Genomic DNA, 15,244 nt, shown 5'->3' on the forward strand with positions numbered 1-15,244 from the left:
GATTCAGGTCGGTTGCGCCAGATGCGCGCGCGCCGCGTGGATCACCAGTTCAATCTCATCCAACAGCTCCAGCCACTCCGGCTCCAGTTCGTCGTTGGTGATGCCCTGGCGCAGCTGCCGCTCGAGGTAGAAACACAGCTGCTTGAGGCGCGGCACGCCGCTGTAGCTGCAGCTGCCGTGCAGCTTATGGACCAGGTCGAGGATCTCGTCGTCGTGTTGCCCCTCGAGCAGCGCCTGCACCCGTTCGCGCACCTGCGGCAGGAAATCGAGCAGCATTTGCAGCAGATCGCGCGCCAGATCCGGTTTATTGGCCGCCTGGCGCAGCGCCAGCGGCCAGTCGAGCGACAGCGGGGCATCGTCGGCGACGGCGCTTTCCACGTCGCCGCTGTGGTAGCGCGACAGCACGCGGGTCAGCATTTTCTCGTCGATCGGCTTGGCCAGGTAGTCGTCCATCCCGGCCTGCAGCAGATGCTCGCGTTCGCCGCTGGCGGCATGGGCAGTGACGGCGACGATCGGCGTAGAGTTGTGGTGCGGCAGTTGGCGGATCAGTTCGCTGGCGTGAATGCCGTCCATCTTCGGCATTTGAATGTCCATCAGGATCAGATCCAGCACGTTGTTGCGCGCCAGCGCCAGCGCTTCCTCACCGCTCTCGCACAGCAGCGTTTTTTCCACCTGTTCGCCCAGCAGCGTGCCGATCAGCTTCAGGTTGGCCGGGTTGTCGTCCACCGCCATCACCGTCAGCGGCAGACGTTTACGCTCAGGTGGGGCGGCGAGCCGATCGGGCGTCTCCATTCTCAGCAGCGGGAACAGACGCGTGCTGGTGATAGGCTTGATCAGGCAGCCAAGCGCACCTTGTTGCTTGAGCAGTTCGGCGTCGATCTGCGCCTGGCACGGCAGCGCCAGAATCACCCGATCGGCCAGCTTCAGCGAGGCCAACAATTTGTCCTGATGCTGCGCCATGTTGTCGCGGAACGGGATCGGCACGCCGGCCAGCAGGAAATCGTAATGGCCTGACGGCAGCTGGCCCAGCGTCGGCGAGTGGGTGATCACCAGCTGCGTGACGCTGAGCATGTTGAGCGTCGCCTGTGCCGCCGTCGGGTTGGACTCGATATAGGCCAGCGTTTTGCCGTTCAGATCCGGCAGGCTCGGCGCCAGCGACAGCATGCCCTCGTTCAGATCCAGCGTGATGTGGAACCAGAAGGTCGAGCCGCGATTCAGCTGGCTGTGGAAGCAGATGTCGCCGCCCATCTCCTTCACCAGCTTTTGCGTGATCACCAACCCTAGCCCGGTGCCGCCGTGGCGGCGGGAGATGCTGGCGTCTGCCTGACGGAATGCCTGGAACAGCTGCGACTGCTGGCGTTCGGAGATGCCGATGCCGGTGTCGTGGATCTGCACTTCCACTTCCACCCGGCGATCCAGCTGTTTGCGCAGCTCGACGCGGATATCGATATTGCCAGTTTCGGTGAACTTGATGGCGTTCCCCAGCAAGTTGGTGATGATTTGCTGCAGGCGCAGCGAGTCGCCGATCACCTGCTCCGGCACGTCGTTGTGCACATCCAGCGTCAGCTCCAGCCCTTTGTCGTGGGCGCTGGGGGCCAGCAGCACCACCACTTCGTCCAGCGTTTCGCGCAGGGCGAACGGAATATGCTCCAGCACCAGCTTGCCGGCCTCCAGCTTGGAGAAGTCCAGCACATCGTTGATGATGGTCAGCAGGTTGTTGGCCGAGCGTTCGATGGTCTGCAAATAATCGGTTTGGGTTGCGCTCAGATCGGTTTTCAGCATCTGGCGGGTAAAACCGATCACGCCGTTGAGCGGGGTACGCAGCTCGTGCGACATGTTGGCCAGGAATTCGGACTTGATGCGCGCTGCCTCCTGCGCGCGTTTTTTCGCCAAATCCAGCTCGACGTTCTGGATCTCCATTTGCTCCAGCGTTTCACGCAGGTCGGAGGTGGCCTGATCGATGTTCTGCTGCATCTCTTCGTGATAGGCGGTAAGCGACATCGCCATCGAGTTGATGCCGTTCTTCAGCATGTGCAGCTCGCCGAGCATGTAGCCCTCCACGCGGCTGTCGAGCTGGCCGCGGCGGATGCGGTCGACGGTGTTCACCATGTTGCGGATCGGGCCGGTCACGTCGCGCATCAGCCGGTAAGCAAACAGGATGGCGATACACATGCACAGCAACAGCAGCAGGGTGGAGACGAACACCTCTTTATATTGCTGCAACCGCACCGACTGCAGATCCAGCTCGATCGCCACATAGCCCAGGTTGTTGTCGGGGTGGCTGCCGCCGTCAGCGGTTTCATCCGGATATTGGTTTTCCGACAGGATCGGCGTGCGGAGGATCAGCGAATCGCCGCGTCGGGTGAGCATCAGCTCGGTGGGCAACGGCACGCCTTTCGGCAGCTGCAGCTGAGCGAAGTTGTGATGATAATTGGAGGTGACGAACAAATTGTTCTGCGCATCGAACACGGTGATCGAACGCACGATGTCCGAATGGCGGCGGTGCAACAGGCTGACCAACTGCCTGACCGATTCGCGGCTGCGGAACGTCATGCCGTACTCGCTGGCCACCGCCAGCGGCTCGATGATGCTGGCGCCGGCGTCGACCAATTGCTCCTGCAGCTCGTTATAGCGGTGCACCACGAAGAAGGTGCTGAGCAGCAAACCAATCAGCAAGGTCGGGGCCAGAATCAGGATCATCATGCGCGCACGCAGGCTGTATTTGGTCATGGGATTCCAATGTGGGAGAATTGACAGCTGACACTAGCTTAATGAACCAGCACACAATCGACAAATATGGCGCAATTCTACTCTCCCAAACGCCGCGTGACGACCCGGCAGAGCTCACAAATCTTCACCGTGACGGTGAGCGATCTCGATCCTTTCGGCCAGGGCGTGGCGCGCCACGACGGCAAAGCGGTGTTCGTGCCGGGCGTATTGCCGGGCGAGCAGGCGGAAATCCAGCTGACCGAAGACAAGCGCCAGTTCGCCAAAGGCAAGCTCAAGCGCCTGCTGAGCCGCAGCCCGCAGCGGGTGGCACCGCGCTGTCCGCATTTCGGCGTGTGCGGCGGCTGCCAGCAGCAGCATGCGGATGAGGCACTGCAGCAGCAGAGCAAGGCGGCGGCGCTGGTGCGCATGATCGCCCGCGAAACCGGGGTGACCCCGCAGCAGGAACCGGTGATCGCCGGCCCGGAATACGGTTATCGCCGCCGCGCCCGCCTGAGCCTGGCGTGGCAGCCGAAGTTGCAGCGCCTGATGATGGGGTTTCGACAGGCGGCCTCCAGCGAGCTGGTAGCGGTGGAGCACTGCCCGGTGCTGCGCCCGGAGCTGGAACAGCTGCTGGCGCCGGTGCGCGCCTGCCTGAGCGGGCTGCAGGCGGTGCGGCGGCTGGGGCATGTGGAGCTGGTGCTGGCGGATAACGGCCCGCTGCTGGTGCTGCGCCATCTCGATGCCCTGAAAGAGGCGGATCGCCAGGCGCTGTTGGCGTTTGGCGAGCGGGAAAACGTCGCTGTTTATCTGGCGCCGGACAGCGACCGCGTGGAAAAACTGTGCGGTGAAACGCCGTATTATCAGGTTGACGGGCTACGCTTAGACTTCAGTCCGCGCGACTTTATTCAGGTCAATGACGCCGTAAACCAACAAATGGTGGCGCAGGCCCTTGAATGGCTCGACATTCAACCCAATGATCGGGTGCTGGACCTGTTCTGCGGCATGGGGAATTTCACCCTGCCGCTGGCGCGCCGCGCCGCTGCGGTGGTGGGCATCGAAGGTGTTGCCACGCTGGTAGCGAATGGGCAATATAATGCACATAAGAATAAGCTGAATAATGCGTCGTTCTTCCATGAGAATCTGGAGGACGACGTTGAGCGGCAACCTTGGGCAGCACAAGGGTTTGATAAGGTGATGCTGGATCCCGCCCGCGCCGGTGCGGCCGGGGTGATGTCACACATTGTAAAACTGGCGCCGGCGCGGGTGGTGTATGTTTCCTGTAACCCCACCACGCTGGCTCGCGACAGCAAAGTGCTGTTGAACGCCGGTTATCGTCTTGCGCGCGTGCGGATGTTGGATATGTTTCCGCACACGGGGCATCTTGAATCAATGGCGCTGTTTATCAACGAGCGCGCGCCAGAGGTCGCTGCAAAGTAGGGAGAAGTTATGGTTGCGGTAAGAAGTGCACATCTGAATACGGCGGGTGAGTTCGCTCTCGATGAGTGGATCGCCGGCTTGGGGCTACCCAACCCGCAGTCATGTGAGCGATTGGCCGCAACCTGGCGTTATTGTGAGCAGCAGACCCAAAACCATCCCGACGCCTCGCTGCTGCTGTGGCGCGGCCTGGAGATGGTGGAAATCCTCTCGACGCTGAGCATGGACAACGACAGTATGCGCGCCGCGCTGCTGTTCCCGCTGGTGGACGCCGGCATCGTGCAGGAAGAGACCCTGACCGAAGCGTTCGGCAATGGCATCGTCGCGCTGGTGCACGGCGTGCGCGACATGGACGCCATTCGTCAACTGAAAGCCACCCAAAACGACTCGATGGCCTCCGAACAGGTCGACAACGTGCGCCGCATGCTGTTGGCGATGGTGGAGGATTTCCGCTGCGTGGTCATCAAGCTGGCGGAACGTATCGCCCACCTGCGCGAGGTGAAAGACGCGCCGGAAGACGAACGTGTGCTGGCGGCGAAAGAGTGTTCCAACATCTACGCCCCGCTGGCTAACCGGCTCGGCATCGGCCAACTGAAGTGGGAGCTGGAAGATTTCTGCTTCCGCTACCTGCACCCGGAAGAATACAAGCGCATCGCCAAGCTGTTGCATGAGCGCCGCATCGATCGCGAACAGTTCATCGACGACTTCGTCGCCGGGCTGCGCGCCGAGATGGCCAAAGAAGGCATTCGGGTGGAGATTTACGGCCGGCCGAAACACATCTACAGCATCTGGCGCAAGATGCAGAAAAAGCACCTGGCGTTTGACGAACTGTTCGACGTGCGCGCGGTGCGCATCGTGGCGGAGCGTCTACAGGATTGCTACGCGGCGTTGGGCATCGTGCATACCCACTTCCGCCACCTGCCGGACGAGTTCGACGACTACGTCGCCAACCCGAAACCCAACGGCTACCAGTCGATCCACACCGTGGTGCTGGGGCCGCGCGGCAAAACCGTCGAGATTCAGATCCGCACCCGGCAAATGCATGAAGACGCCGAGCTGGGCGTGGCCGCACACTGGAAGTACAAAGAGGGCGCGGGCGTGACCGTGCGCTCCGGCTACGAAGAGCGCATCGCCTGGCTGCGTAAGCTCATCGCCTGGCAGGAAGAGATGGCGGACTCCGGCGAAATGCTCGACGAAGTGCGCAGCCAGGTGTTCGACGATCGGGTCTATGTCTTTACCCCGAAAGGCGACGTGGTGGATCTGCCGGCCGGCTCCACGCCGCTCGATTTCGCTTACCACATTCACAGCGACGTCGGTCACCGCTGCATCGGCGCCAAGATCGGCGGCCGCATCGTGCCGTTTACCTATCAGCTGAAGATGGGCGATCAGATTGAGATCATCACCCAGAAACAGCCAAACCCGAGCCGCGACTGGCTGAACCCGAACCTGGGCTACGTGACCACCAGCCGCGGGCGCTCGAAGATCCACAACTGGTTCCGCAAGCAGGATCGCGACAAGAACATTCTCGCCGGCCGCCAGATGCTGGACAACGAACTGGAGCATCTCGGCATCAGCCTGAAAGAGGCTGAGAAGCTGTTGATCCCGCGCTACAACATGAACTCGCTGGACGAGGTGTTGGCGGCGATCGGCGGCGGGGACATTCGCCTGAACCAGATGGTGAATTACCTGCAGGGCAAGTTCAACAAGCCGAGCGCCGAAGAGCAGGATCGCGAGGCGCTGCGCCAGCTGGTGCAGCAGAAAGCGCCGCCGCCGACCCGCAACAAGGATAACGGCCGCGTGGTGGTGGAGGGCGTGGGCAACCTGATGCACCACATCGCCCGCTGCTGCCAGCCGATCCCGGGCGACGACATCGTCGGTTTTATTACCCAGGGGCGCGGTATTTCGATCCACCGTGCGGACTGCGATCAGCTGGTCGATCTGCAATCGCATGCGCCGGAGCGCATCGTCGATGCGGTGTGGGGCGAAAGCTACTCCAGCGGTTATTCGCTGGTGGTGCGCGTGATGGCCAACGATCGCAGCGGGCTGCTGCGCGATATCACCACCATTCTGGCCAACGAAAAGGTCAACGTGCTGGGCGTCGCCAGCCGCAGCGATACCAAGAAGCAGTTGGCCACTATCGACATGGATATCGAAATCTACAACCAGCAGGTGTTGAGCCGGGTGCTGGCGAAGCTGAACCAACTGCCGGACGTGATAGACGCCAAGCGTTTGCACGGCAACTAAGCCCATATCGCCTTTCGGGCCGTATCGATAGCGGATGCGGCCCGAAATCCATGAATTCTGCGGGCGCTCCCCTGCGCCCCCATTCTTTCTCAGAGATTTTTTATGACCCAATCCACTCCGCTGCAGCGTCTGCTGAACATCATGAAAACGCTGCGCGACCCGCAGCTCGGCTGCTCGTGGGACCGCAAGCAAACCTTCGCCACCATTGCGCCTTATACGTTGGAAGAGACCTACGAAGTGCTGGACGCCATCGAACGGCAGGACTACGCCGATCTGCGCGACGAACTGGGCGACTTGCTGTTCCAGGTGGTGTTCTACGCCCAGATGGGGCAGGAACAGGGGCTGTTCGATTTTGATGAGGTGTGCACCGCCATCAGCGACAAGCTGGAGCGCCGTCATCCGCACATCTTCGGCGACGCCAAGGGCGGAGACAGCGAAGCCGTGGCGGCGCGCTGGGAGCAGCTCAAGGCCGGCGAGCGCGCCGAAAAAGCGCTGCACTCGGTGCTGGACGACATTCCGCAGGCGTTGCCGGCGTTGATGAAGGCGCAAAAGATCCAAAAACGCTGCGCCTCGGTCGGCTTCGACTGGAACACGCTGGGCCCGGTGCTGGACAAAGTGTATGAAGAGATCGACGAAGTGATGCACGAAGCCCGCCAGGCGGTGGTTGATGAGAGCAAGCTGGAAGAGGAGATCGGCGATCTGCTGTTCGCCACCGTGAACCTGTCGCGCCATTTGGGCCACAAGGCCGAGAACGCGCTGCAGGCGGCGAACCGCAAGTTCGAACGCCGCTTCCGGGAGGTGGAGGCGATCGTCCAGCAACGCGGGCTGCGGTTGGAGGACGCCACGCTGGAGCAGATGGAAGACGCCTGGCAGCAGGTGAAGCGCAAGGAAAGTTGAATCGCTGCAACGACAATGTTGATCGCAAACAAGGTTCACTCAGGCTGAAACGGTTAAGCTTACGGTCAGGTCACAGGCGCAGGGCTGCCGTCGGCAGCAAAAGGCCAACAAACTGAAATCTAAGGCGTTTTATCGCTCGATAGGGGCGGTAAAAAGAAATTTTCTCCGCTAACTCTTTGTATTTCCTAGAGGGTTTAGGCGGCGCCGGCGGAGTAAACCCTGATGAACACGGGAGGGCGGCCGAGATGATGGACAGCAAAACGATCGTTTGTAGGTCAGGAGAGGTTCGGGTATACTACTTTCCCGTCCTGGTTCTTCCATCGTCTTTAAACCTAAACTCTCAGGTTCAGCATGACAACTAATTATATTTTTGTGACCGGCGGGGTCGTATCCTCTCTGGGTAAAGGCATTGCCGCAGCCTCTCTGGCGGCTATTCTTGAAGCCCGTGGCCTCAACGTTACCATCATGAAACTGGACCCGTACATCAACGTGGATCCGGGCACCATGAGCCCGATTCAGCATGGGGAAGTTTTCGTCACCGAAGACGGCGCAGAAACCGATCTGGATTTGGGTCACTACGAGCGCTTCATCCGCACCAAAATGTCGCGTCGCAACAACTTCACCACCGGCCGCATCTACTCCGACGTGCTGCGTAAAGAACGCCGCGGCGACTATCTGGGTGCGACCGTGCAGGTCATTCCGCACATCACCAACGCGATCAAAGAGCGCATCATCGAAGGTGGCGAAGGCCACGATGTGGTGCTGGTGGAAATCGGCGGCACCGTCGGCGATATCGAATCGCTGCCGTTCCTCGAAGCCATCCGTCAGATGGCGGTGGAAGTGGGCCGCGAGCACACTCTGTACATGCACCTGACGCTGGTGCCGTACATGGCGGCGGCCGGCGAAGTGAAAACCAAGCCGACCCAGCATTCCGTAAAAGAGCTGCTTTCCATCGGTATTCAGCCTGATGTGCTGATTTGCCGTTCCGATCGCGCGGTTCCTGCTAACGAACGCGCTAAAATCGCGCTTTTCTGCAACGTGCCGGAAAAAGCGGTTATCTCTCTGAAAGACGTTGATTCTATTTATAAAATCCCAGGCCTATTGAAATCTCAGGGGCTGGACGATTATATTTGTAAACGATTCAGCTTGAACGCACCGGAAGCCAACCTGGCCGAATGGGAACAGGTGATCTACGAAGAAGCCAATCCGGGCGGCGAAGTGACCATCGGAATGGTCGGCAAATACGTTGAGCTGCCGGATGCCTACAAGTCGGTGATCGAAGCGCTGAAACACGGCGGGCTGAAAAACCGTCTGACCGTGAACATCAAGCTGATCGACTCGCAGGACGTAGAAACCCGCGGCGTGGAAGTGCTGAAAGGGCTGGATGCGATCCTGATCCCGGGCGGCTTCGGCTACCGCGGCGTGGAAGGCAAAGTGATGACCGCACGCTATGCGCGCGAGAACAACATTCCTTACCTGGGCATTTGCCTGGGCATGCAGGTGGCGTTGATGGAGTTCGCTCGCAACGTGGCCGGCATGGAAAACGCCAACTCCACCGAGTTTATGCCAGACTGTAAGTACCCGGTGGTGGCGTTGATCACCGAATGGCGCGACGAAGACGGCAACGTCGAAGTGCGCAGCGAAGAAAGCGATTTGGGCGGCACGATGCGCGTAGGTGGCCAACAGTGCAACCTGAGCGACAACAGCCTGGTGCGTCAGCTGTACGGCGAACCGACCATTGTCGAGCGTCATCGTCACCGTTACGAAGTTAACAACATGCTGTTGAAGCAGATCGAAGCCGCAGGGCTGCGTGTCGCCGGTCGTTCCGCCGACAACAAGCTGGTCGAGATCATTGAACTGCCGAATCACCCGTGGTTTGTAGCCTGTCAGTTCCACCCGGAATTTACGTCTACGCCGCGTGATGGGCATCCGCTGTTCGCCGGCTTCGTGAAAGCCGCAGGCGAGCATCAGAAGCGCCAGGTGAAATAAAATATTTGGTGGGCGGCGCGCGGTGAGAACCGCGCGCTGTTTGTCTGGAGTTTTAGTTTAACTTGTACTGAGGAAAACCTAATGTCCAAAATCGTTAAAGTCATCGGTCGTGAAATCATCGACTCCCGCGGTAACCCGACTGTTGAAGCCGAAGTTCATCTGGAAGGCGGTTTCGTCGGCTTGGCTGCTGCGCCGTCAGGTGCTTCTACCGGTTCCCGCGAAGCGCTGGAACTGCGTGACGGTGACAAGTCTCGTTTCCTGGGTAAAGGCGTACTGAAAGCCGTTGCTGCAGTAAACGGTCCGATTGCTCAGGCAGTACTGGGTAAAGATGCCAAAGACCAGGCGAACATCGACAAGATCATGATCGATCTGGACGGCACCGAAAACAAATCCAACTTCGGCGCCAACGCCATTCTGGCGGTTTCCCTGGCAGCAGCGAAAGCGGCCGCAGCCTCTAAAGGCATGCCGCTGTATGAGCACATCGCTGAACTGAACGGCACCCCAGGCAAATTCTCCATGCCACTGCCGATGATGAACATCATCAACGGCGGCGAGCACGCTGACAACAACGTCGACATTCAGGAATTCATGATTCAGCCGGTTGGCGCGAAGACCCTGAAAGAAGCGGTGCGCATCGGTTCTGAAGTGTTCCACCACCTGGCGAAAGTTCTGAAAGCCAAAGGCATGAACACCGCCGTGGGCGACGAAGGCGGCTACGCGCCAAACCTGGGTTCCAACGCCGAAGCGCTGGCCGTTATCGCTGAAGCGGTAAAAGCGGCGGGCTACGAGCTGGGCAAAGACGTTACTCTGGCGATGGACTGCGCGGCTTCCGAATTCTACAAAGACGGTAAATACGTGCTGGCCGGCGAAGGCAATAAAGCCTTCACTTCCGAAGAGTTCACTCACTTCCTGGAAGAGCTGACCAAACAGTACCCAATCGTGTCTATCGAAGACGGCTTGGATGAATCTGACTGGGCGGGCTTCGCTTACCAGACCAAAGTGCTGGGCGACAAAATTCAGCTGGTGGGCGACGACCTGTTCGTGACCAACACCAAGATCCTGAAAGAAGGCATCGAGAAAGGCATCGCTAACTCCATTCTGATCAAATTCAACCAGATCGGTTCTCTGACCGAAACGCTGGCTGCAATCAAGATGGCGAAAGACGCTGGTTACACCGCGGTGATCTCTCACCGTTCCGGTGAAACCGAAGACGCGACCATCGCCGACCTGGCGGTAGGGACTGCGGCTGGCCAGATCAAAACCGGCTCCATGAGCCGTTCTGACCGCGTTGCTAAATACAACCAACTGATCCGTATCGAAGAAGCGCTGGGTGACCGTGCGCCATTCAACGGCCTGAAAGAAGTTAAAGGCCAGTAAGTTCGACCGATTCGGTTGTTAAATAAAAACCCGCTGCGGCGGGTTTTTTTGTGGCTATAACCGATATATTAACCAGTAGTTATTTATTAAAAACGGTAGTTTTTAACGGGGTAAATTTATTCCGATATCTCTCTTTCCCGTTTTTATATTCCCATTTTATTTGCTTTATAACTATTCGTTACTAGACTGCCAATAAGGCAGTTTATTTCTCGCCGTTCTGCCGTAGAACTTCATCATCACCATACCTTAATACTGCCGGCTTGCTGGCCGGTTGAGCGGGGGCTTGATGCGACAGCGAATCATCATTACCGGCGGTGGAACCGGCGGCACCATCCTGGCCAATTTATTGGCCGCAAAATTACACCAAGAGATTATTAATAATAAAGTCGAGTTATTAATGATATCGGATTCGCCGCTGCATTATTACAAGCCGGCGTTTATGTATGTGGCGTTCAATGCTTTTTTCAAGCAAGAGCTCACGCGTTCACAGCGGAGTTTATTGCGGCCTGAAATACAGTTTATTGTTGATAAAGCGCAATCTTTCGATTTAAAACAGCGAAGTATAGCTACGCAAAGCGGTAAAATTTATTCCTATGACTTTCTGGTCTTTGCTACCGGCTGTGTCCCTTGGCCAGAACGCATCGAAGGATTGGCGCAGGCGGGCGATCATTTTTATCAGTATCAGGCCGCCAGGCGGCTGGCGCATAAGCTGGCGACGATCGAAAAAGGCCGAATTTTCATCACCGTGTCCTTCCCCGAAACGCCCAACGTGCCCCATCAGTGCGGCATTGCGCCGATCGAAACCACCTTGATGCTGGACGACTACCTGCGGCGGCGCGGCGTGCGCAAGGCGGTAGAGATTGTGTACACCTACCCGACCATTTCCCAACTGCTGCGCAACTGCCTGTTTTTGCAGCGGCCGACCGGCGAAGCGCTGCCCGCCATTTTTGCCGCGCGCGACATTCGCCACCAGCGAGGGTTTACCCTCAGCCGGGTAGACGCCCAGCGTAACATCGCCTATTCCGCCGAAGGGGAAGAACAGCCGTTCGACATTCTGATGGCAACGCCGCCGATTCGCGCAGTCGAGGCGGTGCGCAATACCGGGTTGAGCGAGAGTCAAAACGGCGAAGGCTGGCTGCCAACCGATCATCAAACGCTGCAGGTCTACGGTCTGCAGGGCGTATATGTGATCGGCGATACCGTGGATTTGCCGGTCAGCAAGGCCGGCGGCTCTTGCCATAATCAGGCGCCGGTCATTGCCGACAACATCGTGGCGGAAATGCGGCTGGGCCAGCCCGTGAGCCATTACGATGGCAAGGTGCAGGCGGTCGCGCAAATGGGGCTGAATGCCGGCATGCCGCTGGTCTACGACTACCGGCATGACGTACTGCCGACGCCCGCCACCAAGGTAGGCGGCATGCTGCGTAATGGGTTTAACCGTGGCCTTTACTGGGCCACGGTAAGGGGGCTGATATGACGGAAAGCACGGTGCATGCGGCGGACCTGCAATCATTGGCGGCGTTGCTCGAGAAATTGCAGCCGCTGCTGGCGGGCGGGCGGTTGGATAACGTGGTCGATCTGTTGTCGCTGTTGTCGGACGTGGTGGATATCGCCGACAACGCGCTGGTGGAGAAACTGGCCGGCGTGTTTGAAGGGCTGGTTACGGTCGGTTGGGAGGGGGGGACTGCGTTGCAGATGGCGCACAGCGAGCTGCAATTGAATCCTCCGCCGGCCAGTTTTCGCGCGCTGTACGCCTTGCTGAAGCAGCCGGATACCCTGCTGGGGTTGACGCTGCTGCTGCGTACTTTACAAATCATCGGCCAGCGCACGCGAGACAGCGCATTGCCGCCGGCCCTTTCGGATGAATCAACGAATTAAGCTTCACCCACTCAGGTAAGGAGTTGTGTTATGTCCGCTACAGCAGTTGGCCACGACTTTGCCACCCGGGCTATTCATTACGGCTACGATCCGAAGCGGTATCAGGGGGCACTGTCTCCGCCGGTGTTTATGAGCTCTACGTTTGCTTTTCCCACCGCGGAATACGGCGGTGCCTGCTTTGCCGGCACCGAGCCGGGGTACTTTTATTCGCGCATCGCCAATCCGACGTTAACCCTGCTCGAGCAACGCATCGCCAACCTGGAGGAGGGGGAGGCGGCGGTGGCGTTCGCTTCCGGTATGGGGGCGATCACCGCGTGTTGCTGGACGCTGCTCAGACCGGGCGATGAGCTGATTGTCGATGAAACCGTCTATGGCTGTACCTTCAGCTACTTTCATCATGGCTTGGCACGCTTCGGCGTCAAGATAACCCACGTTGACCTGACCCGGCCGGAGCGGCTAGCGTCGGCCATGGGTCCGCATACCCGACTGGTGTATTGCGAAACCCCGGCCAATCCCAATATGCGCTTGGTCGATATCGCCGCCGTAGCGGAGATCGCCCATCGGCATCAGGCGCTGCTGCTGGTGGACAATACCTACTGCACGCCCTATCTACAGCGGCCCTTGGCGTTAGGTGCCGATATCGTGGTGCACTCGGCGACCAAGTACCTCGGCGGGCACGGCGATCTCTTGGCCGGGATAGCGGTGACGCGTCAGGCGTTGGCCGAGGCGATCCGTCTGGAGGGGTTAAAGGACATGAACGGGGCGGTACTGTCGGCGCAGGATGCCGCGCTGGTGCTGCGTGGGATGAAAACCTTGCCGCTGCGCATGGAACGTCATTGCGATAACGCGCAGCGCCTGGCAGAGATGTTGGCGGAGCATCCGGCGGTCGAGCGGGTGTATTACCCCGGCCTGGTGAACTTCCCGCAGCATGCGTTGGCGCAGCGGCAAATGGCGCGCCCCGGCGGCATGCTGGCGTTTGAACTGCGGGGCGGCATGCGTGCAGGCATTCGCTTCCTCAATGCGCTGCAGCTCATTTTGCGCGCGGTCAGCCTGGGCGATTGCGAAAGCCTGGCGCAACACCCGGCCAGCATGACGCACTCGGCCTACACGCCGGAAGAGCGGAAACGGCACCACATCAGCGAGGGGCTGGTGCGGCTGTCCGCCGGGCTGGAGGCGTTTGACGATCTGCAGGCCGATATCCTGCAGGCGCTGGCGCAAGCGCAATAAAAAAACCCGCCGCAGCGGGTTTTATCAACAGCGGGCGTTACATCTGTTGCGTCGCCGCGGTCACCGGCGAGCCGCCGCCTTTTTTGCGCACCCACAGCCAGTAAGCCACGGTGAGTAAAGCGATCCACACCAGCCCGACGTACAGCGCGATGCGGCTCTCTTCGAAGTAGCCGAGCAGGCCGATGACGAACGCCATAAAGGCGGTCGCCAATGCCGGCGCCACCGGCCACCACGGCACCGGGAAGCTCAACTGACGAGTTTCTTCCGGCGACAGCGTGCGGCGCATGACGATCTGCGACAGCAGGATCATCAGCCACACCCAGACGGTGGCGAAGGTGGCGATCGAGGCGATGATCATGAAGACCTTCTCCGGGATCAGGTAGTTGAGCACCACCGCCAGCAGCAGGGCGACTGACATCACCAGCACCGTCATCCACGGCACGCCGCTGGCGGTCAGTTTGGTGAAGCTGCGCGGCGCCTGGCCGTCCTGCGCCATGCCGTACATCATGCGGCCGGCGCCGAAGATGTCGCTGTTGATGGCCGAAATGGCCGCGGTGATCACCACCACGTTCAGCACGTTGGCGGCGGAACTGATGCCAAGGTTGCTGAAAATCTCGACGAACGGGCTGCCGTTCTGGCCGATACTGTTCCACGGATAGATCGCCATCAGCACCGTCAGCGTCAGCACGTAAAACAGCAGGATGCGCACCGGTACGGCGTTGATCGCCTTCGGCAGCACTTTGGCGGGGTCTTTCGCCTCGCTGGCGGTAATGCCGATGATCTCGATGCCGCCGAAGGCGAACATCACCACTGCCAATGACGCGACCACACCGCCGAAGCCGTTAGGCATAAAGCCGCCGTGTTGCCACAGGTTGCTGATACCGGTGGCGTGCTGGGTTTGCCCGAAACCGAACAGCATCACCGCCGCACCGCCGACGATCATCGCCACGATGGCGGCGACTTTGACCAGCGACAGCCAGAACTCCAGCTCGCCGAAGACCTTGACGCTGCACAGGTTGAGCGCGCCGATAAACAGGATGATGCTGAGCACCCAAACCCACTGAGCGACCTCCGGGAACCACAGCCCCATATAAATGCCGAAGGCGGTGACGTCCGCCAGGGCGACGATCACCATTTCGAAGGTGTAGGTCCAACCGGTGAGGAACCCGGCCAGCGGGCCGAGATAGTGGCTGGCGTAGTGGCCGAACGAGCCGGAAACCGGCTGGTGTACCGCCATTTCACCCAGTGCGCGCATCACCATGAACACCGCCGCGCCGCCCACCAGGTAGGCCAGCAGCACGGCCGGGCCGGCCAGCTGGATGGCGCCGGCGGAGCCATAGAACAGGCCGGTGCCGATCGCCGAGCCGAGAGCCATGAAACGGATATGCCGCGCGTTTAGTCCGCGTCTGAGTTGTGTCGTTTCGTTACGCATGTTGTTTCCCGTTAAGTGTTTGCCGAACAGGCACGCGCTGCCCGCGCCGGGTGGAAT

The 15,244-nt window shown here is 59.7% G+C and carries 10 protein-coding genes; 8 read left to right on the forward strand and 2 right to left on the reverse strand.

From position 1 onward, the window contains the following. Positions 1-3: 3 nt before the first annotated feature. On the reverse strand, positions 4-2,730 hold the full coding sequence (gene barA, locus ACJ8IL_RS11980; protein WP_173889519.1) for a two-component sensor histidine kinase BarA: 2,727 nt from the start codon (positions 2,728-2,730) through the stop codon (positions 4-6). Positions 2,731-2,796: 66 nt separating this feature from the next. Between barA and rlmD the strand changes: the two genes are divergently transcribed. The 8 genes from rlmD (at position 2,797) to ACJ8IL_RS12020 (ending at position 13,755) form a co-directional block, all read left to right on the forward strand. Then, the gene (gene rlmD, locus ACJ8IL_RS11985) at positions 2,797-4,146 is read left to right on the forward strand and encodes a 23S rRNA (uracil(1939)-C(5))-methyltransferase RlmD (protein WP_025301596.1); all 1,350 of its coding nucleotides are present in this window, start codon (positions 2,797-2,799) and stop codon (positions 4,144-4,146) included. A gap of 9 nt (positions 4,147-4,155) precedes the next feature. Next, positions 4,156-6,387 (forward strand): GTP diphosphokinase, encoded by a 2,232-nt coding sequence (gene relA, locus ACJ8IL_RS11990; protein ID WP_025301597.1) that lies wholly within the window; start codon positions 4,156-4,158, stop codon positions 6,385-6,387. 102 nt (positions 6,388-6,489) lie between these two features. Beyond that, the gene (mazG, locus tag ACJ8IL_RS11995; RefSeq protein WP_025301598.1) at positions 6,490-7,284 is read left to right on the forward strand and encodes a nucleoside triphosphate pyrophosphohydrolase; all 795 of its coding nucleotides are present in this window, start codon (positions 6,490-6,492) and stop codon (positions 7,282-7,284) included. Positions 7,285-7,635: 351 nt separating this feature from the next. Beyond that, positions 7,636-9,273, forward strand: coding sequence for a glutamine hydrolyzing CTP synthase (gene pyrG / locus ACJ8IL_RS12000; protein WP_004932674.1), 1,638 nt, complete (start codon positions 7,636-7,638; stop codon positions 9,271-9,273). 81 nt (positions 9,274-9,354) lie between these two features. Next, positions 9,355-10,650 carry a phosphopyruvate hydratase gene (gene eno, locus ACJ8IL_RS12005; protein WP_025301599.1) on the forward strand — a complete coding sequence of 432 codons (1,296 nt, stop codon included), beginning with the start codon at positions 9,355-9,357 and terminating at the stop codon, positions 10,648-10,650. 286 nt (positions 10,651-10,936) lie between these two features. Continuing rightward, positions 10,937-12,127: an NAD(P)/FAD-dependent oxidoreductase gene (locus tag ACJ8IL_RS12010; protein ID WP_442516560.1), complete on the forward strand. Its 1,191-nt coding sequence runs from the start codon at positions 10,937-10,939 to the stop codon at positions 12,125-12,127. Further along, a complete protein-coding gene (locus tag ACJ8IL_RS12015; RefSeq protein WP_080271238.1) occupies positions 12,124-12,528 on the forward strand; it encodes a hypothetical protein in 405 nt (134 codons plus the stop codon). The genes ACJ8IL_RS12010 and ACJ8IL_RS12015 overlap by 4 nt, the downstream gene beginning before the upstream one ends. A gap of 30 nt (positions 12,529-12,558) precedes the next feature. Continuing rightward, the gene (locus ACJ8IL_RS12020) at positions 12,559-13,755 is read left to right on the forward strand and encodes a methionine gamma-lyase (protein ID WP_442516561.1); all 1,197 of its coding nucleotides are present in this window, start codon (positions 12,559-12,561) and stop codon (positions 13,753-13,755) included. Between the two features lie 37 nt (positions 13,756-13,792). Here the strand turns inward: ACJ8IL_RS12020 and ACJ8IL_RS12025 are convergent, their stop codons facing one another. Then, on the reverse strand, positions 13,793-15,187 hold the full coding sequence (locus tag ACJ8IL_RS12025; RefSeq protein ID WP_442516562.1) for an amino acid permease: 1,395 nt from the start codon (positions 15,185-15,187) through the stop codon (positions 13,793-13,795). Positions 15,188-15,244 lie beyond the last annotated feature (57 nt).

Source organism: Serratia sp. CY47444 (genome assembly GCF_052168635.1).
Taxonomy (GTDB): domain Bacteria; phylum Pseudomonadota; class Gammaproteobacteria; order Enterobacterales; family Enterobacteriaceae; genus Serratia; species Serratia bockelmannii.

Excerpts from the sequence above, each read along its gene's own strand:
- rlmD (WP_025301596.1), top strand. The coding sequence starts at position 2,797 with ATGGCGCAATTCTACTCTCCCAAACGCCGCGTGACGACCCGGCAGAGC.
- relA (WP_025301597.1), top strand. The coding sequence starts at position 4,156 with ATGGTTGCGGTAAGAAGTGCACATCTGAATACGGCGGGTGAGTTCGCT.
- ACJ8IL_RS12015 (WP_080271238.1), top strand. The coding sequence starts at position 12,124 with ATGACGGAAAGCACGGTGCATGCGGCGGACCTGCAATCATTGGCGGCG.
- pyrG (WP_004932674.1), top strand. The coding sequence starts at position 7,636 with ATGACAACTAATTATATTTTTGTGACCGGCGGGGTCGTATCCTCTCTG.
- ACJ8IL_RS12020 (WP_442516561.1), top strand. The coding sequence starts at position 12,559 with ATGTCCGCTACAGCAGTTGGCCACGACTTTGCCACCCGGGCTATTCAT.
- eno (WP_025301599.1), top strand. The coding sequence starts at position 9,355 with ATGTCCAAAATCGTTAAAGTCATCGGTCGTGAAATCATCGACTCCCGC.
- ACJ8IL_RS12025 (WP_442516562.1), bottom strand. The coding sequence starts at position 15,187 with ATGCGTAACGAAACGACACAACTCAGACGCGGACTAAACGCGCGGCAT.
- ACJ8IL_RS12010 (WP_442516560.1), top strand. The coding sequence starts at position 10,937 with ATGCGACAGCGAATCATCATTACCGGCGGTGGAACCGGCGGCACCATC.
- barA (WP_173889519.1), bottom strand. The coding sequence starts at position 2,730 with ATGACCAAATACAGCCTGCGTGCGCGCATGATGATCCTGATTCTGGCC.
- mazG (WP_025301598.1), top strand. The coding sequence starts at position 6,490 with ATGACCCAATCCACTCCGCTGCAGCGTCTGCTGAACATCATGAAAACG.